This is a genomic window from Frankia nepalensis (assembly GCF_016786325.1).
Taxonomy (GTDB): domain Bacteria; phylum Actinomycetota; class Actinomycetes; order Frankiales; family Frankiaceae; genus Pseudofrankia; species Pseudofrankia nepalensis.
The window spans coordinates 1-22,850 of sequence record NZ_JADWYU010000179.1; the positions used below are offsets into that span (position 1 = coordinate 1).

Here is a 22,850-nt window from a genome sequence, read left to right on the forward strand (position 1 = left end):
GCTCACCGTCCAACTCCACAAGATCATTCTAATGGAAGATCGAAGGATGTAAAGGAAACAGAATCACGAGACACTAGGTAGTGTTTGGCGACGAGCCCACCCATGCTGTGCGCGACAATCACTGTCCTCGCACGTTCGCCAGGCGGTAGCAGCCGGTTCCACCTGGGGAGCTCGCGCAGCACCATTCTCTTGAGCTGCTCGGCAGAAATCGAGACATCCCGCCGCCAGTCGTAGGCGAATTCGAAATAGTTGGCCGGTGGACCGCCACCAACCGGATCTCCAGGTTCGAGATCCAGACTGGTCAGCAATGCCTCGCGTAGCGGCTTGTAGCAGTTGATCCCCGCCAGGCCCGGAATGGTCACGCCCATCTCGATCAGCCCATAGGGTTGGACCTCGCTCTCGAAGGCGGGGTCCGCCAAGTGCCTATTGTCCTTGGCTAACCGTTCGATCAGCCCGCCGTGCCGGACAAGCAGTGCGCCCGCGAGCCGAAGCGTCGGGTTCCACAGCGGGCCTTCGTTGTCGCGCAGCATGCTTCCGCCGATACCCGGCACGACGATCAGAAGATCGTTAAACGCAGCCCGCTTCGCCACGGCATCCCCCCAGCGCCCGAGAAACTAGCGTAAGTCTGCCACAGCATCGGTGATGCCTCGAGCACCCTCTGACGTCCACGCATGCCGTGCCGAGTAGTCTTCATCCACTTTCGTAGCTAATCCGGCGATGCGGGCGTTACCGGTGAGGCACCACGCGCCACGAGGTACGCGCCGGACGCCGATCCCACCGAGGGGTGAGGGCGTGCATGACAACCTGTACTCGACCGTCGCGCAGGTGCTGCCGGTCCTGCTGCTCGCGATGATGTGGGACTCGGCCTACCTAACCCGCCTGCGGCACCAGGACCGGCCGTCGCGCCGGCACAACCCGGTCGACGGCTTCCGCTGGACCAAGCCGCGGGTGCGGGTCTACGTCCTGACCGTCACCTGTGTGGTGATGGCCGACCTGCTGCTCAGCATCGCAGTCCTCGCCGGCATCGTCCCGGACATCCTGGGAGTGCGGATCGCGGCTGTCGCGGGCGTGGTGATCGGACTCGGCAGTCTCCTGGTCCGCGTCTGGTTCGACGTCCTGGAAGCGACCAGCACGATGCCACCCACCCCACCAGCCAGCCCGCCGGGTCCCTGACCCGCCGGCTCTCCCGAGGAAGTCCCCGGGTCTCGCCTCGCGCACCCCCATGTGGCGACTTGCCGCCCGGCGGCAGGGGTAGTCGTGGACAGCGGAGGTAACGCCAGATGGCCTCCGAGATGCGGCGTCACGACCGCTACAGCTTCCTCTCCAAGCAGGACATTGGAGGGGTAGGCCGGCAGGAAGGGGCGGAAGAAGACCGATGGGCGCGACTCCCGGGCGGTTCGTAGCGAGGGCCGGCCCGCTGCTGGGCAGCAAGGATCGTGATGCACGCCGCACATCCCCTTCGCAAGCGCCGACTAGCACAGGACCGGCCACATCTGGATCATTTTGGCGCACGGAATGTGGGTGGTGCGCAGACCGAGGGACATTCTAATGGAAGCCAGAGGTCCGCACGTACCGTGGCGCTGTGAGGACACCCGTGGCCAGTTTGCGCCATGGGGATTGCGGCCTGCCGGTTTGTTTCGGCATCCTGACGTCCCAGAGGCTGAGCGCCGTCGGGGCGGGCGGCGGGCTTGTTCGGCCGGCTTCTGGCTTGAGGCGAGGTGAGCACCGCGAGCGACCCGACAGACGGTAGACACGACCAACGCTGGTTGTTGGGCAGCCTGCTGCGGATACTGGGCCCCAAATGGCTTCCCGACGTCCTAGTGACGTTGTCCGCGTCCCCCCGGACGTACTCGGCGCTTCTGGCCGTGATTCAGTCGAATGAGTCGGCGACGGCAGGTCATCCACCGCGAGCGGTCATTCAGCCTGGCGTGTTGAACAGGACGCTTCGCTGGATGGAGGCGCGTGACCTGGTAGAACGGACCCGGGCGGACAGTTTCCCGTTCACTACGGTGTATCGGCTGACGCCGTCGGCGCAGGAGCTCGCCCGCTTGCTGGGGCCGCTGGTCGACTGGGCTGAGCACCATCCTGAGCTGTTGGAACGTGACCGGCAGGCGCGCGGAACGGCGTGACCGGCTGTCCAGGCGGAGGGCTCCTTCAGGCTGATCGGGCGTCGCGGGGATCGGATGTTCCCGGCGGCTGCCCGCGCAGAAGCTTCTCGAAGACGGCAACCGTGTGCGGGTCCGGATGGTCGTCGCTCGCGGCGAGCGTGGCGCACAACAGGTCGTAGGTGCGGCGGACGGCATCGAGGTCGCCGAGCTCGGCCCGCACCTCGGCGATCTTGCAGTAGGTCGTCTCGGTGTCCGGGTCGAGGGTGCGGAGCTGTTCGAGCAGCGCGAGGTGCTGCGTCGGGTTGTCGGGTTCGAGGGTGGAGAGGGCATCAGTGAGCGCGTCGAGTACGCCGCGCCGCAGGTTCTCGCGGTGCGGCAGGGCCCACGCGGCATCAAGTTCCTCGGCGAGGTGGTCGGTGTAGGCGGCAATGACTGGCAGGACTGTGGCCGCCGTCGCGGACCGGCGGTACTGGTCGAGGGCACTGTGGACGCGCCAGACGTCAGCGGTGACCAGATCGCGGCGCAGCCAGACGCGCCCTTCGGCCCGCTCGACGAGGTTGCCGGCCGCGCCGGACCCCAGGCCGCGCAGGACTCGGCGTTGATGGCTGAGCGCCGCGTCGAAGCGGTTCGCCAGCACCTGCTCGTCGTCGCCGTTTGGCCACAGCGCGGCGAGGAGGGCATTGCGGCGGACGCCGTCGGGATGAAGTGCGAGGTAGGCCAAGATCTCGCGGACCTTCGGGGTCAGCCCCTTGACGACCTTGTATTCGGCCTGCGCGTCAGGGCGGTGGAGCAGGCACGCGGTGCCGAGCACGGTGAGCACAAACGGCGTCGTCGGCGCCGGCGCTACCGACCGGCCGGCAGGATCTGGGTCAGCGAGCGCGGACGGACTGGCCGGGGCGGCACTCGTCGCCGACGTCGACGCCGCAGACCGCTCCGGCGCAAGCTGCTCCTGATCCGGCCGATCGGCCAAGGGCGCGGGCTCGGTGTTCTGCCGAGCGGAGTCGGCGGCCTGCCCCGGGGGCCGGGGGACGCTGCCGAGATCGCGTGTCCTCGCCGGTCCTGGGCCTGCAGGGGGTTCGGGCGGTCCGGGGTTGGCGCGCCGGAACGCCTCGTGGCTGGCTGCGGCCGGGTCCGCGTCGGCGAGCAGGGTGACGAGGTCGGTGGCGGCGCCGGCGGGGAGCGTGAACAGCTTGCTGCCGACGAGGGTGGCGGGGGCGGCGGCGCTGACGGTGCCGTCAATCCGCACCCGCGCGGTGGCTCCGGACTGCCAGGGGCCATAGAAGATGCCGACGAATCCGCAGGCCGAGCCGGTGTCCAGGATGGCCCGCATCCGGCCGTCGAGCGCCGGGGACGGTGCGGCGACAGCAACCAGCGTGGCGGGTTCGCCGGCCCGCGGGTCGGCGTCGGTGGCCGCCGTGCGGGCGCGGCTGACGAGCTGAGTTTCCAGCAGGTCGAGGAGTTCGTCCGTGCTGGCGAAGAGGCGGAGCCGCTCCGGTGGGCGCGCCGTGACCTGGTCGTCGAGGAGCCGCGTCGCGAGTTTAGTGGGGATGAGCACCTCGACAGGAACGGCGTCGGGGCGGTGGCGTTCGGCGAGCAGCGCGAGCACCAGCGCGCGGACGGCAGAGGCCGCTCCCGGGCCGACCAGGCCGATGCCGCGGGTGGCGGCGAGATCGAGCGCGAGCGGCCGGCCATCCCATGTGCCGACGACCAGGTGCCCAGGCGGCGGCGCCACCCTCGCGGCGAGCGCCTGGGCGCGCCGCCGGCCAACAGCCTCGGGGCTGCCCCGAGGCGGGGATCGGTCGGCAGATGGCTCGCCCACATCACCGTCAGCGAACGCGGTGAGGGTGTCGTTGTAGACGAAGGTGAGGCCGCGGACGACAGGTGACTCGTCGAGGTCGGCGCGCAGGCCACTGCCGGGCACGTAGTGCCGGCGACGCCACAGCCGCACGCCGAACAGCGCGGAGACAAGCAGCGCGGCCGTACCGAACCCGAGGCACGCACCCGCCGCGACAAGGCGCACCTCATGCGGCGGACCTGCCATCGGCTGGCTTACGGACACGGAAACCGGCGGCGACGGCACCGCCGACGCGGCCACAACCAACGGAGCCAGCGCCGGCCTGGGCATATCGAAGGTCACCGCCGGCGGGACCGCTGCCGGCGCGGCGGCGATCGCGGACGCACGGCCGCCGAGCAGCAACGCTCCGACCAGCGCACCGGCCACACGTCCCAGGCCACGGACCTGGCGCGGCGTGGCCGAGGTCCGCCGAAGGTCGCGGAACGCCCGCGCGACGGCGATCGCGAACGCTGCCCACAGCAGCCACAGCGCCCATGCCAGCACCCGCAGCAGCGGACTGTCCCTGATCGAGCCGGCCGCGCCGGGATGGGCGTAGACATCGGCCGACTCGTGGAACGGCAGCGCCCAGCCGAAGGCGTACACGAGCAGTCCAGGCAGGCCGAGCAGCATCCCGGACAGCACAGCGAACGCGATCACGGCGCGCGCCAGCTTGATGGGCGTGCCAGGTGGCCACAGGGAATCAGGACGGCTGGTGACCGCGTCACCCCCAGTGACGCGGTGAAGGGCTCGCCTCCAGCTCCAGGCGGTGCGTTGGCGGGTCATTCCCGCCACGCCAGCCATCGCGGGTCGAAGCCGACGCCGACCAGGTCGTCGAGCAGACCCGCTGTCGGCAGCCCGGAGCGGAACGCCCGCCGGTCATGACCCGGCCGATACAGGTCAGCCGTCACGACCCGCCGACTGTCGGCGTCAACGACCTCATACACCGCCGACACGACACCCCGGCCACGACGGCCGTGCGGCTCGGCCAGATGCACCACGACGTCGACCGCGTTCGCGACGAGTTGGTTCGCCGCCAGCGCCGACAGCCCGTCAGGGCCCTGCGCGGCCCAGGCCGCCAGCCGCGCGCACACCTGGGAACCGTCCCCCGCGCGCATCGTCGTCATCGACCCGGCGGCGCCATGGCTCATCGCCTGCAACAGCGGCACGGCCCCCGACCCACGGATCTCACCGACGACCAGCCGGTCCGGGCACAGCCGCAGCGCCGCACGGACAAGCTCGTCCATGCCCACAGCCCCATCGTCGACGTCCATGGCCCGCACGGTGACGACGTCCAGATGGACACGATCATCGATGTCCAGGCCGAACGCATCCGCGCCCTCGACGACGAGGAGCCGCTCGACCGGCGGAACCAGGCCGACGAGCGCCGCCAGCAGCGCGCTCTTCCCAACCCTCGGGCCGCCGCTGACCACGATGTTCTTGCGGGCCGCGACGAGCGCGGCGAGCAGCGCTTCCAACCCCGCGTCGAACATGCCCTCGGTGCGGAGCCCGGCCAGGGACAGCAGCCGCGGCCGGTGACAGTGGATGGTCACGCTTGGCCGCGTGGTCACCGACCTCACCGCCGCCAGCCGACCGCCATCCGGCAGCCGGAACGCGACCAGCGGAACGTCGCGATCCCACCGATGGCCGGTTACCCCGGCACGCGCCGCCAGGTCACGGACGAGCCCGACCACCTCGTCGTCACGACCGACGAGCGGCGCCAGCCGATCACGGCGACCGTCGGTCCGCTGGACGAACACCCGGTCCCCGTTCAGATTGACGACCGCGACTGTGGGATCCCGCAGCAGCCGCTTCAAGGCGTCTACCCCGAAGACCTCGCCGAGGACCTCGGTGACGACCCTTGCCTCGTCGTCCGGCCCCACCACCTCCGCGCCGTCGACCAACGCGGTCTGGGTGTGCAGGTCCGCGGCGTCCAGAAGGACGGCCTCGGCGAACTGCCGCCAGTTCCGCCCGCGCCCGATATCGCCATCCGGGGCGAAGCCGTCGTCCGCTCCGGAGGCGGGCCGGGCGGCCAATGCGACGCCCAGTACCCCTCGCAGGTGGACGCGCAGCCGCTCCAAGGCCGAGGCCCGCCACTGATCCGGCAGGTCCGCGAGCGCCGCCGGGCCGGCGGCCGACGACGGCGCCTCGTCGGCGACATCCACGCACAGCTGGCCGTTGCCGTAGCCGTCCGGCGCCCACACCTCGACGCCCTCGAACGGGAAGTTCGGCACCCAGGCCCGCCGGGTCATACCGCACTCGTCAGCTGGCGCCGCCCACCCGGCCCCGCCACCTGATGCGGCCCGAACGCGGTCATGGTCCGAACCACCAACGCAGCAGCGCCGGCCACGAGCACAGGATCATGGTGCCCATCCTTCGGTCATGCGGTGAAGATTCGGCCAGCCAGTCCCATCTGCAGGCCGTTGTACGCAGATATAAGCGCTTTCGCCCGATGCCCGCGAGGTCGTCGACCGTTCGCACTTTCCGATGCGAACGGAGATTTCATCCATCTGAACTAGTCATCTGCCCCTACGAATGACACCGGTGAGCTATGGCTATCGCATGCGAGAACCGTCGCTCGTTGTCCTGGACGGGGCGTGCTCCTCGAGCTCTCAACCTGCCTGCTCGTCGTCGTGCCAGTCCTCCGCGGTGCAGCCTGCCTAGCCCGACACCGTCCGCCGTGACGATGCGGACAAACCGCGGACAGCGCGACGGTTCCCGCCCGTCGCCATGCACAGGACGATTCCACTGGCTCCGCTCGCGCGCCGCGCGCGGTCATGGCCCATGGGCTCCGGTAGATGTCAAGTCAAATGAGACAGTTGGTCTTCGCTTGGTTGGCTTGGGACTGGCTGGTTGATCCACACGGTCTCGGGTAGCCGAGGTGGCCGTGGACGGCGGCCGAACCGTTCGGGGTGCGCTGCCTGGGCGCGGTCGAGGGTGGCCTGGCGGTGGGCCTGGACCTGGTCGGCGGTGCCGAAGTGGACCGAGGCCGGGGTGTGGAACCCGATCCCGGAGTGTCGGTGGTCGTGGTTGTAGGCGGTGAAGAACCCCTCGCAGAAAGCCCGGGCGTCGGCCCGAGACAGCCGAACCTGTCGGGAAAGTCGAAGCTGTATTTGAGAGTCTTGAACTGCGCCTCCGAGTAAGGATTGTCATTCGAGGTCCGCGGCCGGGAGTGCGACCGGGTGACGCCGAGGTCGACGAGGAGCTCGGACACGGGTTTCGAGATCATCGCTCCGCCGCGGTCGGCGTGGATCGCGACGGGCGGGGTGCCGTTGCGTCGGATCGCGTCGGCGAGGAAGTCTTTGGCGACGACCGCGTCCTCGGCGGCCGCCACCAGCCAGCCGGTGACATACCGTGAGTAGATATCGAGAATGACGTAAAGCTTGTACCAGATTCCTTTGGCGGGTCCTTTCAACGCGGTGATGTCCCAGGTCCAGACCTCGCCGGGCCCGGTCGCGGACAGCTCGGGACGGACCCGGGGCGGATGGGAGGCCAGCGCCCGGCGCTCGGCGGTCTGACCGGCCGCGCGGGCGATCCGGTACATCGTCGACAGCGAGCACCAGTACCGGCCGGCGTCCAGCTCCCGGGCCCAGACCTGTGGGATCGCCAGATCCTGGTAGCCGGGGCTGTTCAGGACCGCCAGCACCTGGGCGCGCTCGGGCTCGGTCAGCGCCGCCGGCGGGGGTTTCCGCGCCGGCCACGGGCCGTGCCGACGCCCGCCCGGGGCGGCATGCCGGTAATGCGTCGCCCGCGCCCGGCCGGTGAAAAAGCACGCCCGGCTGACCGGAACGCCCGCGGCCCGAAGCCCGTCGAAAGCGCCACCCATCACCTGGTCTACTGCTGGTCCCCGTCCGCGCTCTCGGAGATCTGTTCCAAGAGCGCGTGCGCTTTTCCCATGATGTCCAGCGCGGTCTCCGTCGTCGCCAGACGCGCTTTCAAACGCTCGTTCTCCCGGCGCAGCTTCTCCAGCTCGATCTGCTCCGCCGACTTCGCAGGTTTCTTCTCCGGCCCCCGGGCCGCGGCTGGTTTTCCACCCAACGCACCCGCGTCACGGGCCCGGGCCCACTCCACCACATGGGAGGAGAACAATCCCTCCCGACGCAGGATCGCGCCTTTCTCTCCGTGCGGGGCGTTCTCATATTCGGTGACGATCCGCAACTTGTACGCGTTGCTGAACACCCGCCGCGACGGACGCGGCGCGGGATCACGCGGCGACGACGACCCGCCAGGCCGCTCCGGGGACTCTGACTCCACGAACACAAGGATCTCCGATCACGCCCCCTGTAGCCAACCCGCACCCAGCAGGTGTCTCACCCGAGACTGACACAGAGGGCTCGGCCTGCTGGTCGGCCTCGGCCGAACGTCATGTCCCCGGTACGAGGAGCTGCCCCATGTCCGATACATTTGCCCGCTCGGCAGCGTGGCGGCGACCGTCGACCGCGGACCCGAAGACGGTCGACTCCGTCGAGGCCGCCTGGCAACTGCCCGGCGTCGCCGTCGTCCTACGCGGCTCGCTGAGCCAGCCGACGCTCATCTCGTCAGGAGCATGGAGCGCGTTCCTCGCGGCCGTGAAACGAGGTGAGTACGACCGACTGCCGCCCGCGGCGTGACAGTATCCCGGCACCCAGCGTCAGCGGACACGCTGCGGCCACAGGCCGAGGTTCCCTTGTGGCCTTCAGGAAACCTCCATCTCGACATCGACCGGGACCAGGAGACCGGGAATCTGAATGATCGTGTCAAACCGCCGCCGTAGCGGCGCTGATCTCCCGTGGTCACCGGATGATGGTGTCGGCTTGGGCAAGCAGGTGACGCGCGTCCTGGGTGCGAAGGAGCCGGGAGACGTGGGACGGCCACCAACGCCGGCCACCACCAGGGGTCGGCACACCGTCGGTGTTTAGGCCTGCGCATATGTCGGCAAGGTGGGCGCCCTCGTGGCGAAGGGCCACGATTCTGGCCAAGACGATGTCAGGGCACTGTCGTGGGCGGCCCAGTCGCACACCTGCTGCACGGCGTGCGGCGAGAGCCTCCTCAATGTGCCGGGCCCGGTCGCGCGGGTTGGGTGGCGTCACCGCGGGCACCGCCGCACGAGGCGCACGAAGGTACCCAGCAGCTGGCGCAACACGGCAGCCGCGTGACGGCGAACCTTGTCGTCGGGGTGGAACAAGGCGACGCCCAAGGCGAGCCCGATGTAGAGGACGAAGCTGGCCGTGACGCCGACGGCGATCGCGACGACCCAGATTAGACCAGCAGTAGTGGACTCCAGCAGAGCTTGGAGGACCGCAGGCACGAAGAACTCCCCAAGATTGGACGGGGAGGAGCGCCGCGATCACGTTGATCGACGGGCACCTCGCCCGCTAGTGGCCATGGTTGAGAAGCCACTAGCGGGTTGGGGCCACGCGTCACACGCGTGTTCAGAGTCAGGTTCCAGGACAGGCCGCTCCTGTTGCGCCGACGCCGCTGGCCGATCAGAAGTCGGAAGAACTGCAGGCTCCAGGACCGCCGCGTGCGCCACGCCTGCAGCACCATCCGCCGCCGAAGGCGTTGGATGGCGTCGCGCGCGACATCCGTCCACGGCCGGAGGAACTCGGAGTAGGCGATGAAGGCCTGGGCAATCTTGAAGAGGTAAAGCTGGGTGGCAGATCTCTTTGATCCCCAGCTCGCGACGATGAATGCGGCCGCGAGGTCCTCGGTAAGGACCTCGAAGAGGGCGGCTGCGGGGTCCTCAGTGGCGGATGCCTCACGGAAGACAGCAACAAGCGGGGAAGAAGGATACTCGGCGACGGCATGCGTAAAAGCTATGTCGAAATCAAAATCGAAATCGATGGGTGGTGGCGGAGGCTTGTAAAAACGCCCGATTGATCGATAAAGCATCTTCAGGATGTCCGCGTCGACTTCTCGGGCGGAGTAGGAGACGAAGATCCCGACGCTGTTGGCTCGATCTAGGACCACGCCTTCGGGGCCGTCACTGTGGCGCTCCGCTGCCGACATGGGTCCAGCTTAGAAGACAGTGGAGCCGTTACCACTAATCATCAAGCCACCGGCGTCCGGAGCCAGGCCATGTCGGTCGCGATCAGACTTGCGCTGAGGGATGCTCGCCCGCCGAGAGCCGTAGGCAAGTTGATCGTGTCGTTGGCGTGGATCATGGCGCGGGCACCAAGCTAGAGCGGGGCCGAGGCGCAGCCAGTCGTCACGGATCTGGTTGAGTTTGTCCTGCAGCCGGCGGGCCGCCTTGGTCGACCGTCGGAGGTCGCGTGCCGGTGGCGTGGCCGGCTCAGGAGTCGTCCGGGCAGGCCATCGGCGCGGTGTGCTGGCTTTCGGACCCGAGCCGGTTGTGGTGCTCGAAGCCGGGACAGCCAGGGTGAGAATCGTGGACAACTCCCAGGCGTCTGCGATGTCGTGCACCGGATAGCGGCCGACACCGACCTGGTCGCCCTCGCCGTCGGCTAATGCCTCGAAGTCGACGTCGGCCGGTAGTCGGCGCCGCGACAGGTGGGTACGAACCCGGCCCAGTCCCGCACGACATTGCCGAGCGCACCGTCCGGGGCTTCTACACGGTCAGGATCATCCAGCGCCGGCACGGATTCCACTCAATAGATGACAGGTGGGACGGTCTCGTCGTCCGAGGATGGCGACCTGCGCGGCGTGGGCCAGGTTGGCCTGGGTCTGGGCTGTGAGACCTGCCCTGTTCCAGTGGAAGAGGATCGCGTGTGCGGTGACGGCGCGGAGTCCGCGGGTGAGGTCGCCGTCATCGGCGAGGGTCCGCAGGTTCTTCCCGGCGGTCTGGAAGGCGAGCAGCCAGTCGTCGAGATGGTGGACGGCGGCGTGGCTGGTGCTGGGGCCGGTGCCGGTGAGCTGGTCGACCGCGGCGACGAGACGGTCGCGGTGCTCGGGCGGGATGGCCGGGGCGGGCCGGAGGGTCCCGACCCTGGACCACACGTCGGCCTGCTCGAAGCGATCCAGGCGCGCTGCCCGTAGGAAGGCCGAGCAGAGCAGGAGTGACAGCTCACGTCGCTGGTCTGTGGGGCTGGCTCGGATGGCGCCAGACCGGGTGAGGTAGTTGAAGAGGTGGCGGCTGTCCGCGTGGAAGAGGGTGTGCACGACGGTCATGCCGTTCTCACCGCCGAACGCGTGGGTCTCGGGTTCGTAGCTGCCCGGGCGCCAGCGGGTGATGTGTCCGGACTGGCGGAGAGCGTCGGCTGCCGTCTGGAGGATCGTGTCGACCTGATGGCTGACGGTCTCGTCGGAAGGTAGGTAGCGCAGTTTCCAGGGCTGTTTGCGCATGAAGAACCAGGACGTGATCGTCCCTCGGTCTTCGGCCTTCGCCAGGGCGAGTCCCAGACCGGTGACGATTGCGTGCTCGACGGTCCGGCGATCGGTCGACGCGAAGGTGATGTTGAGCTGGTGCCACGCAGACGGTTCCGCGCTCGGCCGGCTTTCGGCCACCGGACTGGATCGCTGTTTGAGCATGTGCAGTTCCTGGGTGAAGTTGGTCAGCTGAGTAGCAGCAGCGCGTCCCAGGCGGTGGCCGGAGCTTGGTCGCTGGCCGCGGTGTGGACGGCGAGTGCCCATCCGGCTGTGCCAGTGAGCACCCCGACGTCGCCGACGGCGTCGGCATGCGCGAGGAGCCGCTCGGCGAGGCCGGGCACGGTGGATCGCAGGTCGGTGCTGGCCGCGTCGGCGGCGACGCGCCAGGTGGTCTGGAACAGGCCGGCGACGCCGTGGCACAGACCCGGGTCGGTGAGGTGGCCGAGCTGGACGGGGTCGGCGAGGCAGGCGGCCAAGGCCTGCTCGGCGTCGCGCTGGCGTTCGGTGTCGCCGAGTGCGCGTCCGGCGAGTTGTTGAGCGCGGGCATGGCCGGGCGTCCCGTAACACCAGGCCGCACGTCGGGGTCGTCGGGGCAGACGCCCCGCAGACAGGTCGGCTATCGAATCGGTCGGGGTGACGATCTCCGGCCACCATGGTCCGCCGCTACTGTCCTGCCGCCAGGTGTCCAGCCAGGCGCAGATCCTGGTGATCGCGTCGTGGTGTTCGTTGACGACCGTGCCGTCGAGGGCGGTGAGGCTGAGCAGGGCGAGCGGCCCGCTGATGCCGTGGGCGAGGGACAGGTTTCCGTGGCCGCCGTTGCCGGGGTTCTCGGCGCGGGTGCCGGTGGGTGGTTGGCTGGTCCACCAGCCGGGCAGTGGGTCGTTCTCGGTGAGGGGTTGGGTGAGGCGGACCAGATAGGTGAGGATCTGGCGGAGCAGGTCGCTGTCCCCGCCACGGCGGCGCAGGTGGGCGCCGATTCCGGTCAACCCTTTCAAGAGGTCGAACTCGGCGAGGTCAGGCCGTTCACCACGGTCGATCCGAGCGTGCGCCCGGGCGAGACGGACCTGGGTCAGGGTGGCGATGTTGGCGTCCAGCGCGGACAGCACACGGTGGTACCGGTCCACGCCGCGTGCTGCGCCGTGCAGCGCGAACGCGAGCGCCGGTGTTCCGAAGAGCAGGGTGTTGTCCGGGCTACCGATCAGCTGGCCGTCGGCTGCGGTGCGCAGCCAGCGGTGGGCCATGCCCCAGTCTCCGAGGCCGCGTGCGGCGCGTTCGATGTGCAGCAGCGCGATCCCGGCGGCGCCATGGCTGAGCGACTGGGGATGTCCGCCGAGGCCGGGCGCGGGCCTGGCCAACTGGGCAGCGGCGAGGTCGGCGGCGTGGGCAAGCCGTGTGGGGAGCGGGGCGTGGCTGGTCATGTCAGCGGGCCCGGGTCGTCAGGGTGAGCGCGGCTGCGCGGGCCAGTCGCAGGCAGGTCTGCTCGGAGTCCGTGTAGGTCCCGATCATGCGTGCATGGTGCAGGTGCAGGAGGGAGGCCAGCACTCGGTCCGGATCTGGGCCGTCGGCTGCCGCGTCGGGGTCGTCCAGCAGGTGGCGGTAAGCGTCGAGGGTCTCGTGGCGCTGAGCCCACGCGCGTGCCACGGAGTCTTCGGAGGAAGGATCCCGTTGCCGGGCGCTCTGGACTTCGAGAAGCCGCAGAGTCTGGGTACGTAGGTCACGATCCAGGGCCGGTCCGCCCTGGTGGGCGACGTTATCGAGCAGCCACCGCCACCCGCGGTCGGCGGCACCGAGGAAGCCGGCCGCCAGGTCGACGAGACTTGCGGCCGTGATCGCGCTCGGTGCCGGACCTGATGGCGTTTTCGTGGCGGTGAGCTGCGCGATCGCCACCGTGGAGTCGGCGGCGAACACCGCCTCGGCAGCCTCAAGGGCCGGTCCGATGCCGTACCGGCCGACCTCGGGCTCGTAGGTATCCAGGAGAAACCCGCCGAGTAGCCCGACGGCGCGGAGTCGGCCGGCCCAGGCGCCGACGTGCCGGGCCGCGGCGCCGTAGGCGTCGGCTTCGTCGCCGAGGTGGATGCGTAGCCGCAGGTGCGGGGCGCCGTTGTCGTAGCGGAGGAACCACAGGGGTGGTTTCTGGCTGGGCGCGGTGCCAGGCCAGGTGGCCACAAGGTCGGGCAGGTGGATGGTGAGCAGCTCGGTCTGCCTGGCTGGGTGGCCGTGCAGGCGGGCGTACAGCCAGCGCGACGCGCCAGGAAGATGCCCGGCGTGCCGCGAGGGTCGCAGCGGCCGGCCGCGGCGCAGGACTGGGGCCAACGGAAAGGGTGGGCTGACTCGGCCGAGCGGAAGGGTGATCTCATGCGGACGGCCACCGATCCACCCGAAGGCGTTCTCCGGCGGGCCCTCGGTCAGCGGGACGGCCCGGGACCGGTCCAGCTGGGTGCGCAGGAGCGCCCGGTGGGCGGGCTGGTCGAGGTCGAGGCGTAGGACGACGTCCGCCTCGCCGGCGTAGACGGACGACGGGATCCGGTAGGTGTGCCGGAGGCTCTCGAAGGCCTTCTCCCATTCCGCCGCCGGCGCCGCGCGGCGCGGAAGGTCGTCCGAGCACAGGTTCCAGCTGGCGGATCGCAGCACGCTGCGGCCATAGCGGACCCGGGGCAGGACTGGCTGGCCGGCGGCGGCGCCCCAGGAGAAGGGGACGCAGGACGCGGCCCGCGCCGTGGTGATCTCGCAGAGGAACCGGGCCAGCGGATGGGTAGCGTGCCGGAACTCCAGCGCGTTCGGAGCGAGCGGCTCAACCACTTGGCCGCTCGACATCTGGACCAGGCACAGCCGGTGCGTGTCGCCGACGATCGCAAGGTCGTCCACGGTGATCGGCTTGCTGTCCCGGGACGCGGGATGCTCTCCCAGGGACAGCAGCGGCAGGAGAGCCGGTGCGCGGACCAGGTTCTGCGCCCGGGGCGACAGTGGTGCGCAGGACAGCTGAACGGCGAGCGCGTCAGCGTTCATCGTCGGTAAGTCGGTGAACATCGGCTCGATCTGGTCACGTTCCCCCGCGTCGAGCAGGTACAGAAATCGGCCGATCGAGGTGCCGGCCTGACGCGAGGCGCCGGTGACGACGAGCGTGAACGCGCCCCGGTCCACCGCGTCCAGGGTGGGGGCGTGGACGCGGAACCGCAGTTCGGTGTGAGGGACGGCGTGCGGCTTCTGGCGGGCCGCGCCGACGCCGGCAGCGGTCAGTTCCTTGACGATCTCGTCGTCGAGGACGACCTCATCTGTGCCGTCGAGGAGGGCCCGCTGGGCCAGTCGTAGAAGCATGTCGTCGCGGGCGTCGTGCGCGCGGGGTGGGCGGGGGTGCGGCGTGCCGCGGTAGCCGGCGGGGTAGCCCAGCCCGCGGTCGACGTCCACGGCCTCGGTGACGGGGATGACGGCGCCCGGCCCGTACCGATCGACGAACTGGCCGTGCCAGGCCTGCCAGGCAGGGCTGCCCAACGGGTTCGGGCTCAGCTGGACGAGTACCGAGGCTGCTGCAGCTGCCTCGATCTCGATGCTCCCGGGTAGGGTGATCTTGCCGCCAAGGCGCAGGTCGACCGCGAGCAGCGGCCCAGGTCGGTCGTGCAGAGCCGCGAGTTGCGTTGACGCGGCCTCCGCGAGAGCACGCCGATCCGGCGCCGACTGGCTCCTCCCAAGTTGGTCGAGGGTTCGGCTGGCCAGTTCCAGCCGTTCCCTCGCCGGTTGGCCGCTGTCGCTGGACGCGGCGCGCAGTTGGTCGGCGAGATGGCCAAGCGGGTCGGTGACGTCCATCGGCGGGCGCAGCGCCGTGACGAGGACACCCGTGGCGACCAGCCGTGTGAGCATCGCTTCGAGCACCGGCTCAGGGGTGCCGGAAAATTCGGCGGCCAGCCTAGCGATCAGGTCCGCCACCGGGACCGGCGACCGGGCCGCGCGCAGGACTACCTGTACCGGGCGGCTGTGGCGCACCTCGATGTCCGACGGCGTGACGGTCCCGTCGTCGTCGACACGCGGCTGACTGGGCAGGACCAGCCGGTCGCCTCGGACAAACGCCACGGTGTTCGCGACGACTGGCACCGTCCGAAGCACGTCGGGCTCGGCTTCCAGCGTCGTGACCAGCTCGGCCAGCCACCGGCCGTCCGGACGAGCGACCGCGCGGGCGCCGTCCCAGCGCACCCGGGCCTGTGTGCCGAGGGCGGCGGGCAGCACGCCGGCGAACAGGCCGAACGGGGTCGGTCTCGACGTCATCCGCAGCCGATAGGACATCACCGACTCCGCGACCCGCCGCAGCCGCCGTGGCTCTTCGAGCTTGCCTGAGCAGATCTGGCGGACCGCCGCAGCCAGGGCAGGACTCGCGGTCTCGATCGCCTCCGCCAGCTCGTCGTCGTCCCACTGGCGGCGCAGCCACGCATGCCATTGGCCCACCTGCTCGGGGCCGTGGCCGGCCAGGTCCGGCCAGTCGTCCGGACCTGGCCCACTATCGCGGGCGACCGCGCGGACGACGGCCACGCCCATCGCCCGATACCGCACGTCCATCGCGTCTTCCCCCGCGTTCGCCGTTAGCCTGGCCGTCCGGGGCAGAGCCCAGAACGGCCGGAATGTCACGTGGTCCGGCTTGCGCTGTCAGCAGGTCACACCGGCGCTGTCACCGGTCCCGGTGCAGTTGTCGCCGCTGCACGGTTCGGAGTCGAAGCCGGCGGCGACCGGCACCCCGGACGACACGATGGTCACGTCGAGGTCGAACTCGGATTCGTCGATCATGGGATCCATGGCTGTTCTCTCCATTTCTGGTGAGGGTTGGGCCTCGGTCACCGGTCGGTGCCGGGCCAGGACATGACAAGCGCCGAATGGCGCTTCTTCAGGACGAAGCCGTCCGGGGTCTCTCCGGCCGGGGCGTCGCCGAGAGGAAGGACGGTGAGCGTCGGCCCCGGGCCGCCGCGATGGTCCCGGTCCCAGACACGGATCTCCTCGGCGAGTCGCTCGGCGAGTCGCGCCCCGTCCGGGCCGTGACCACAGGTGCCGAACTCGTACAGGCCCCTGGCCTCGTCGACCAGCCGGAACCGGGCCCGATAGGCGAGGCTGCCGCCGGCCGCCAACGCTGGCGTGGCGATCCGCCAGGACGGCCTGACCACGTCCTGGTCCACGGCGTCCTGGGTGGCGACCAGCCGGCAGAACTCCGGCATCGTCAGCAGCCACAGGTCCTGGTCGGCGAACCACTCGTGGCGATCGATCGTCACGCCGGACCACACCTCGGCCCGCGGCGAGTCCAGCGCCTCGCCCAGGCCGTCGGTGTCGACCGGGCCGAGCTCGTCGAGCATCAGGGTCACTCCGGCCTCATGGAGCTGGACCGACCGGATGTCATGCGCGCCGACGCCCTGCATCGGCACGAACCCGCACATGATCTGGCTGACGCTCTCCAGCCGGTCCCCGCGCCGTCGCAATGCCCATGACCGGGTCAGCCCTCGGGTCCGCAGCGGCAGCACGAGCAGGCCGCCCTCTACGAGCTGCTCCCGGTAGGCGGGAGCCACGTCCCACGCCCCCACCGTGATCATGATCAGGTCGTAGGGGGCGTGTTCGGGCACGCCGAACTCGCCGTCCACGCGCAGCGTGCGTACGTTGCCGTACCCGGCCCGGTCCAGACATGCCCGCGCCCGCGCGACGACCTCAGCGTCGATGTCGACGGTCGTCACCTCACCCGCCGGTCCGACCAGCTCACGCAACATCGCGGCGTTGCAGCCCCCGCTGCCGATCTCGAGCACCCTCGCCCCGGTCAGGTCACCGCACTGGGCGAGCATCCCGGAAATCGCCTTCGGAGCGGACACCGCGCTGATGTCGATGCCGTCCACGTTCCGCTTCGTGACGATCGACTCGTCCGCGTAGGCCTGCTCCAGCGAAACCCCGGGCGTGAACAGGTGCCGAGGCACGCGCAACAGCACCTCCCTCACCCGCGACGGCAAGGGCAGACCGACCTGCTCGTGCCAGGCGGCGATCGCCCGGACCATCCCCGCCCGAAGAACACCGGCACGCTCGATGTCATCCGCGGGCGCGGTGGCGGAGCCCGCCGAATCAAGGTCAGTCACGCCGGCCTTCCTCCTCAACTGGTCGGCCCCATGCCTCGACAGCCATGGACGGGGTCTCGGAAACGCGAGTCTGGGAAGATCCTCACGGCCGGCCAGGCAAGGGCGGAAGTACTTCGGTGTCCGCAGCCTGTCCGCAGTCCGTTACGGACACCGCACCTTCGGCCACCACGGCACTCGGCCTGGCCGATGATGTCGACGTGGAGACGTTCGGCGAGGCGTTACGGCGATGGCGGGGCAACCTGTCCTTGCGAGAGGTCGCGGCTCGCGCCCACTGCGGGAAGTCCCACGTCTTCGACCTCGAACGCGGGCGGCGCAACCCGAGCCCGCGGACCGCCGCCGTGCTCGACGAGGCGCTCGGGGCCGGGGGCGAACTCGTCCTGCTCGCCGGGGGGACATCCGCGGACCGGAAGGTTGTCGCGCTCGGGTCGACCCGGCCCGCGGTCTCGGTAGGCATCGACGGAGACGGGGACAGGCCGGACTCGGTCGAGGAGATCGGCCACCGCATCGAGGCGCTCCGCGCCACCAGCACCGGCGCCGAGGTACTGGCAGAGTTCGACGCCCTGGTCTCGACGATCCCCAGCGAGTACGAGGCAACCGGGCCGGGCGCGCTCGCGCCGCGCGTGCTGACGCAACGCCGCCGGGTTCAGGGTCTGCTGACAGGCCGACAGCCGCCCCGTCAGCGCGGCCGGCTGTACGAGATCGCCGGCCAGCTGTCCGGAACGCTCGGATATATGGCGGTGAACACGGGCCAGTTCAGGCTTGCGCGCGCCTACTGCCAGGAGGCGCTCCAGGTCGCCGAACTGCTCGACGACCGCGGCCTCGCCGCCTGGGTGCGCGGCTCCCAGAGCTTGTGCGAGTACTACGCCGGCGACTACTGGGCCGCGTTGGACCTCGCGCGGGACGGCCGCCGGCTCGCCCACGGCTCAGCCGAAGAGATCCGCCTCGCGGTGAACGGAGAGGCCCGCGCACTCGGCCGCCTGGGCGACCGGGCCGGCGTCGACCGCGCCGTCGGCGAGGCGTTCGCCCTCGCCGAGCGCTACTCGCTGCCGGCTGGCATGTCGCCGTGCCTGTCGTTCGAGCCGTACAGCGTCGCTCGCATCGCCGCGAACGCCGCCACCGCCTACGTCTCGGTGGGCGAACCTGACCGGGTGCGGGAGTATGCGGACATGGCCGCCGAGGTCGCCGACCAGTCCGAGTCGATGTGGAGCCGCTGCCTCGTCCGCCTCGACCTGGCCACCGCCCTGCTACTCGCCCCAACTCCCGACCCGGAGCAGGCCGCGGCACTGGGCCTCGAGGCCGTGACCAGCGCCGCCCACAACCCGATCGAGTCCATCCGCCGCCGCAGCCACGAACTCGTCACCCACGCCCAACCCTGGCGCCCTCTCGGGCCGGTCAACCAGCTCGCCGAAGTCACCCGCACGCTCACGCCTCACCCCGGCGGGAGCCGATGAGCACCACCACCTCCAGCGTCGACCCGGTCGCCGACGACTGGGACCGGTTCGCCGCGCTCGACCGGCTCGCCGATCACTGGGACCGTCCCGGCTGGACACCCGGCCGCCGCTCCTACCACTGGATGCTGACCTTCGAGAACGCCACCGACGTGCACGCCCTGGCCGCGCGCTGCCAGGAGCGGCTACGCCTGCCCGTCCTCGACCTCGTCCCGGCCGACGGGTTGCATCTCACGCTGCAGCGGCTCGCCTTCACCGACCAGGTCGCTCCCGTAGAAGTTGACGCGGCCGTCGAGGAGGCGCGACGTCGCCTCGGGTCCTGTCCGGCGTTCACGCTGACCGTCGGGCCGTTGGCCGGGTCATCAGGTGCGGTCCGGTTCAGCGTCCAACCCTGGGAGCCGGTCGTCGCCGTGCGCGCGGTCGTCCTCGACGCCACCGCCGCCGCGCTCGGCCCCGACAGGGTCGCCGCCAAGCCCCAGGGGTTCCGGCCACACATCGGCATCGCTTACAGCAACAGCATCGCCGACGCCCAGCCGATCGTCGCCGAAGTAGTACGGCTACGCCGGCTGGCGACGGTGACGGTCCACGTCGGCGCCGTCGCGCTGGTCGAACTGCGCCGGGAAGGCAGGTCGTACCGCTGGGACACCATTACCCGGCTGTCCCTGCCATTCCACAGTCCAGCTGGCTAGCGGCTGCGTCAGACGACGCGCTGGGGATCCTCGGAGATCAGGATGCTGGCCGTTCGGTGAGGGCACGCGGCAGCTGTCTGGCCGGTTTGTGGGCATGGTTCAGGAGCATCCGGGCCTGGTCGATGCGGATGCTGGCGATCTCAAGCCAGGCGGTGGCCAGGTCTCGCTCGGTCGCGGGCAGTACGCCATCAGCACCGGCCAGCCGGCTCTGCGCATCGCCGATCACCTGGTTGGCAGCGGTCATCACGGCGCTGATCGCGGCCAGCTGGGAATGCTCGCGGCTGGCCCCGATCGCTTCGGCCGGCGGCGTGGCCGCCGGTGAGCGGTCAGCCTGATCGCAGGGGGGACATCGCGTGCCCGGCCGGCCCCTTGACGAAGACTCCCGCCCAGGACCGCAGGGCTGCTCCTGGGTGGTGGCGGTGCCGTGAAGGACATCGAGAAGATGATCGTCGGGCCAGGCCAGGGCGCGCGACAGAGCGGCCAGGGTGGTGTCGCGGAAACGGCGCCCACCGGCGCCTTTCTGCAGCACGCGGATCGTGGCGATCGACACGCTGGAAAGCCGGGCGAGTTGATGTTGACCGAGACGGCGTTCGGCCATGCGGGCGTTGAGCGCGGCGGCCAGCATGGACCAGTCCTCGTGCTCGGCCTGTCGGCTCGGGTTCCCGCCGTCGCCTGCCATGTGGACATCCGGCGTTGATGTGGACTGAGGATCCGGCCCAGGCGTGGGCATCATGTCCTCCAACGATTCGACCACAGGAATATCCGGATCCAATGCTCGCCAGGCCCGTGGTCGAGCCCGGTGTGACAGCGCCGCGTCGACCGAGCGGATCTGGCCAAGGCGATTGGCCGTCTGGCAAAAACACGAGCAGATGTCAGTCCTGGGCCGAGTAGGGAACGGCCTGCGCCGGCGGCGCCTCGCACTGCTGGATCTGGTTGTTCGACGAGGCCTCGGACCGAGCCGAAGGCTCAGTCGCGTAGCTGAACACCAGCGTGGTGTCGACATCGCCGTAGCTCTCGACGAATCGCGCCCGGACCGGGAGCCGCGCGAGCGCGACGGCCACCTGGGCGGCACTGTCCCCGGTCGTCACCGTAACCTCGGACACGCCATCGCTGCCTGCAGCGGTGTCGCCGAGGTCGGGGACGGCCCGCGGCTCCAGAATCGGCGGATACCGCGGCTCAGGCACCGTCAATACCGGCCGGTCGCCGCCGGGCAGCAGAGACGCGATGGCCTGGAGATCCTTGACAAGGATCACCCAGCACGACTCGGCCGCCACCCCGGCCTCGGTCACCAATGGGCTGTCGCGCTCCTCATGCACGCCGGTCTTCTCCGGGATCACCTGGAGCGCCCCGCCGGTCTCGGCCAGCCGCTCGTCGACCACCGCTCGCGCGGCTGGCACGGCCGGCAACTGGTCCTCGTCCACGACCAGCATCAGCGCCCCGGGGTATCGGCCCATCTGGTCCAGCAGAATCCCAAGTGCTGGCCGCTCGCTCCGCTCGGCCGGCGTCTCCCGGTCCACGTACACCTCGACCAGCGAAAGGCCTGCCCCGAGGGCGTAGCCAGCCAGGCGACGGTGCAGGTAGTCGATCAGGTCCTCGTTCCCGTCGTCCACGCAGACGTAGCCGAACGCCGCCGAGCACGGCGGACACGCCAGGTCCGGCGACGCCAAGGGGCCGAACCACCCTGATGCTGACGAAGAGCTACCGGGCATCGAGTACGGCGCGGGCTGAGTCATTGAACCCTCCTGACCGGCTCCGAGAGCCACAGCGAATTCCGCCGGTCAGGAGAATCACGCCGGCCACCCCAGGGACGCAAGAGCGATCGACGAAAATACGGAGACTCGCGAAGACCTAGCATCAACGCTTTATGACATTCCCGCATCCTTGACCTGACGATCAGAGCACACCATGCTCCTCGAGCAGGAGGCCCGACCTTACCAGGCGAAGACAAGCACATCGCTCCAACGGCCGGTCTCAGTGCCGACCTGTTCTGTTGCCCGCCTAATCCTTTCCCTTCGCGGCCAGTGCCTGGAGGGAAGATCGATGCTTCTCGTAATGGCCGCAGGGTCGTAGGTATAGGAGCCCGCATTGTGACCCACTGAGATGGATCCCCTCGCCGCTTGCACTCATGCCCTGGCGTCGCCTATCGGCAACAGGTTGTGAGGATCACCGAGACGGCCCCGGTGTCACCGCCAGAAAATGGAACGTCACCGTTGGGGCGAGTGTCGTTGTGAGCCTCACCGGGGACGGATCCCCTGTGCCGCGTTCGCTGTAGGTGACCGTGCCGGCCGGGTTGATGTGGTTGTGAGCCTCACCGGGGACGGATCCCCGGTGCCGCCCAGCGTGGAGCGCAACCACCCGCGTGTACTGCGTGTTGTGAGCCTCACCGGGGACAGATCCCCGGTGCCGCGAGAATCACACACGAGATCAGGCCCGGGTATTTGTCGTTGTGAGCCTCACCGGGGACGGATCCCCGGTGCCGCCCGCGGCGGACCCAGCCGTGGGCGGAGCAGACGAGGTTGGGAGCCTCACCGGGGACGGATCCCCGGTGCCGCTCAAGGTGTTCGCTCACGAGCACCTGGCGGGAGTCGTTGTGAGCCTCACCGGGGACGGATCCCCGGTGCCGCCGGCGTTCGCCGTGACGATGATGCTGATGTTGCGGTTGTGAGCCTCACCGGGGACGGATCCCCGGTGCCGCTTCAGCCGTGGGAGCTGAACGCCGCGCACTATATGTTGTGAGCCTCACCGGGGACGGATCCCCGGTGCCGCCGGACGACGACGAGCTGGACGGCGGCTACGGCTGGGGTTGTGAGCCTCACCGGGGACGGATCCCCGGTGCCGCCCATCCCCTGATCGGCTTCCTGGACAAGCGTGTCGTTGTGAGCCTTACCGGGGACGGATCCCCGGTGCCGCTCGCGACCTTCAGCGAAGCCGGGCCCGAGCCGGAGTTGTGAGCCTCACCGGGGACGGATCCCCGGTGCCGCATGTCCTCGTCCGCGCTACCACACGCGTGTGGAGCGTTGTGAGCCTCACCGGGGACGGATCCCCGGTGCCGCGGGCGCGGTCACGAGCCGCCTCCGCTGGCGTAGCCGTTGTGAGCCTCACCGGGGACGGATCCCCGGTGCCGCGCTCCGTACGGCTCTCCAGCGCGAGCGCCGCGTCGTTGTGAGCCTCACCGGGGACGGATCCCCGGTGCCGCCATTGCGGCGCTGACGTTCCTCTACATCGACTTCAAGTTGTGAGCCTCACCGGGGACGGATCCCCGGTGCCGCTGTCGGGCCCGCCGACGTTGGCGGACGCGTTCTTGTTGTGAGCCTCACCGGGGACGGATCCCCGGTGCCGCCATTGCGGCGCTGACGTTCCTCTACATCGACTTCAAGTTG

General features: G+C 69.9%; 18 protein-coding genes and 1 CRISPR repeat array. Of the genes, 5 read left to right on the forward strand and 13 right to left on the reverse strand.

Features of this window, described 5'->3' with window-relative positions:
• Positions 1-23 precede the first annotated feature (23 nt).
• On the reverse strand, positions 24-590 hold the full coding sequence (locus I6A81_RS27200) for a lipase family protein (RefSeq protein WP_203003977.1): 567 nt from the start codon (positions 588-590) through the stop codon (positions 24-26).
• Positions 591-792: 202 nt separating this feature from the next.
• Between I6A81_RS27200 and I6A81_RS27205 the strand changes: the two genes are divergently transcribed.
• On the forward strand, positions 793-1,173 hold the full coding sequence (locus I6A81_RS27205) for a hypothetical protein (protein ID WP_203003976.1): 381 nt from the start codon (positions 793-795) through the stop codon (positions 1,171-1,173).
• Between the two features lie 755 nt (positions 1,174-1,928).
• On the forward strand, positions 1,929-2,129 hold the full coding sequence (locus I6A81_RS43975; protein ID WP_307874946.1) for a winged helix-turn-helix transcriptional regulator: 201 nt from the start codon (positions 1,929-1,931) through the stop codon (positions 2,127-2,129).
• Positions 2,130-2,154: 25 nt separating this feature from the next.
• Here the strand turns inward: I6A81_RS43975 and I6A81_RS27215 are convergent, their stop codons facing one another.
• From I6A81_RS27215 to I6A81_RS27230, 4 genes are all read right to left on the reverse strand, one after another.
• Complete coding sequence (locus tag I6A81_RS27215) at positions 2,155-4,599, reverse strand: AfsR/SARP family transcriptional regulator (protein WP_203003974.1); 2,445 nt, start codon at positions 4,597-4,599, stop codon at positions 2,155-2,157.
• Between the two features lie 122 nt (positions 4,600-4,721).
• On the reverse strand, positions 4,722-6,191 hold the full coding sequence (locus I6A81_RS27220; protein WP_203003973.1) for an ATPase, T2SS/T4P/T4SS family: 1,470 nt from the start codon (positions 6,189-6,191) through the stop codon (positions 4,722-4,724).
• Positions 6,192-6,745: 554 nt separating this feature from the next.
• Positions 6,746-7,765, reverse strand: coding sequence for a DDE-type integrase/transposase/recombinase (locus I6A81_RS27225; RefSeq protein WP_203003972.1), 1,020 nt, complete (start codon positions 7,763-7,765; stop codon positions 6,746-6,748).
• 8 nt (positions 7,766-7,773) lie between these two features.
• Positions 7,774-8,193 carry a hypothetical protein gene (locus I6A81_RS27230; protein ID WP_238441564.1) on the reverse strand — a complete coding sequence of 140 codons (420 nt, stop codon included), beginning with the start codon at positions 8,191-8,193 and terminating at the stop codon, positions 7,774-7,776.
• 137 nt (positions 8,194-8,330) lie between these two features.
• Here I6A81_RS27230 and I6A81_RS27235 point away from each other — a divergent pair, with 137 nt between their 5' ends.
• Entirely contained in the window at positions 8,331-8,549 is a 219-nt protein-coding gene (locus I6A81_RS27235) for a DUF397 domain-containing protein (protein WP_203003970.1), read from the forward strand.
• Positions 8,550-9,177: 628 nt separating this feature from the next.
• Here I6A81_RS27235 and I6A81_RS27245 read toward each other — a convergent pair.
• The 6 genes from I6A81_RS27245 to fxlM all read right to left on the reverse strand — a co-directional run bounded on the left by I6A81_RS27245 (position 9,178) and on the right by fxlM (position 17,333).
• Positions 9,178-9,927: a hypothetical protein gene (locus tag I6A81_RS27245; RefSeq protein WP_203003968.1), complete on the reverse strand. Its 750-nt coding sequence runs from the start codon at positions 9,925-9,927 to the stop codon at positions 9,178-9,180.
• Between the two features lie 573 nt (positions 9,928-10,500).
• Positions 10,501-11,406 (reverse strand): thiopeptide-type bacteriocin biosynthesis protein, encoded by a 906-nt coding sequence (locus tag I6A81_RS27250; protein ID WP_203003967.1) that lies wholly within the window; start codon positions 11,404-11,406, stop codon positions 10,501-10,503.
• A 23-nt stretch (positions 11,407-11,429) separates the two neighbouring features.
• Entirely contained in the window at positions 11,430-12,662 is a 1,233-nt protein-coding gene (locus I6A81_RS27255) for a lanthionine synthetase C family protein (protein ID WP_203003966.1), read from the reverse strand.
• A gap of 1 nt (position 12,663) precedes the next feature.
• Entirely contained in the window at positions 12,664-15,789 is a 3,126-nt protein-coding gene (locus tag I6A81_RS27260; protein ID WP_203003965.1) for a lantibiotic dehydratase, read from the reverse strand.
• A gap of 87 nt (positions 15,790-15,876) precedes the next feature.
• A complete protein-coding gene (locus tag I6A81_RS27265; RefSeq protein WP_203003964.1) occupies positions 15,877-16,023 on the reverse strand; it encodes a hypothetical protein in 147 nt (48 codons plus the stop codon).
• Between the two features lie 38 nt (positions 16,024-16,061).
• Positions 16,062-17,333, reverse strand: a complete 1,272-nt coding sequence (gene fxlM / locus I6A81_RS27270) for a methyltransferase, FxLD system (RefSeq protein ID WP_203003963.1) — start codon at positions 17,331-17,333, stop codon at positions 16,062-16,064.
• Between the two features lie 197 nt (positions 17,334-17,530).
• Between fxlM and I6A81_RS27275 the strand changes: the two genes are divergently transcribed.
• Both I6A81_RS27275 and I6A81_RS27280 read left to right on the forward strand, forming a co-directional pair.
• Positions 17,531-18,784: a helix-turn-helix transcriptional regulator gene (locus tag I6A81_RS27275; protein WP_203003962.1), complete on the forward strand. Its 1,254-nt coding sequence runs from the start codon at positions 17,531-17,533 to the stop codon at positions 18,782-18,784.
• Positions 18,781-19,470: a 2'-5' RNA ligase family protein gene (locus I6A81_RS27280; RefSeq protein ID WP_203003961.1), complete on the forward strand. Its 690-nt coding sequence runs from the start codon at positions 18,781-18,783 to the stop codon at positions 19,468-19,470. The genes I6A81_RS27275 and I6A81_RS27280 overlap by 4 nt, the downstream gene beginning before the upstream one ends.
• A 37-nt stretch (positions 19,471-19,507) precedes the next feature.
• Here the strand turns inward: I6A81_RS27280 and I6A81_RS45780 are convergent, their stop codons facing one another.
• Both I6A81_RS45780 and I6A81_RS27290 read right to left on the reverse strand, forming a co-directional pair.
• A complete protein-coding gene (locus I6A81_RS45780; RefSeq protein WP_203003960.1) occupies positions 19,508-20,149 on the reverse strand; it encodes a helix-turn-helix domain-containing protein in 642 nt (213 codons plus the stop codon).
• A 193-nt stretch (positions 20,150-20,342) separates the two neighbouring features.
• Positions 20,343-21,137: a hypothetical protein gene (locus tag I6A81_RS27290; protein WP_203003959.1), complete on the reverse strand. Its 795-nt coding sequence runs from the start codon at positions 21,135-21,137 to the stop codon at positions 20,343-20,345.
• Between the two features lie 557 nt (positions 21,138-21,694).
• Positions 21,695-22,810: a CRISPR direct-repeat array (repeat unit 37 nt; unit sequence GTTGTGAGCCTCACCGGGGACGGATCCCCGGTGCCGC).
• Positions 22,811-22,850 lie beyond the last annotated feature (40 nt).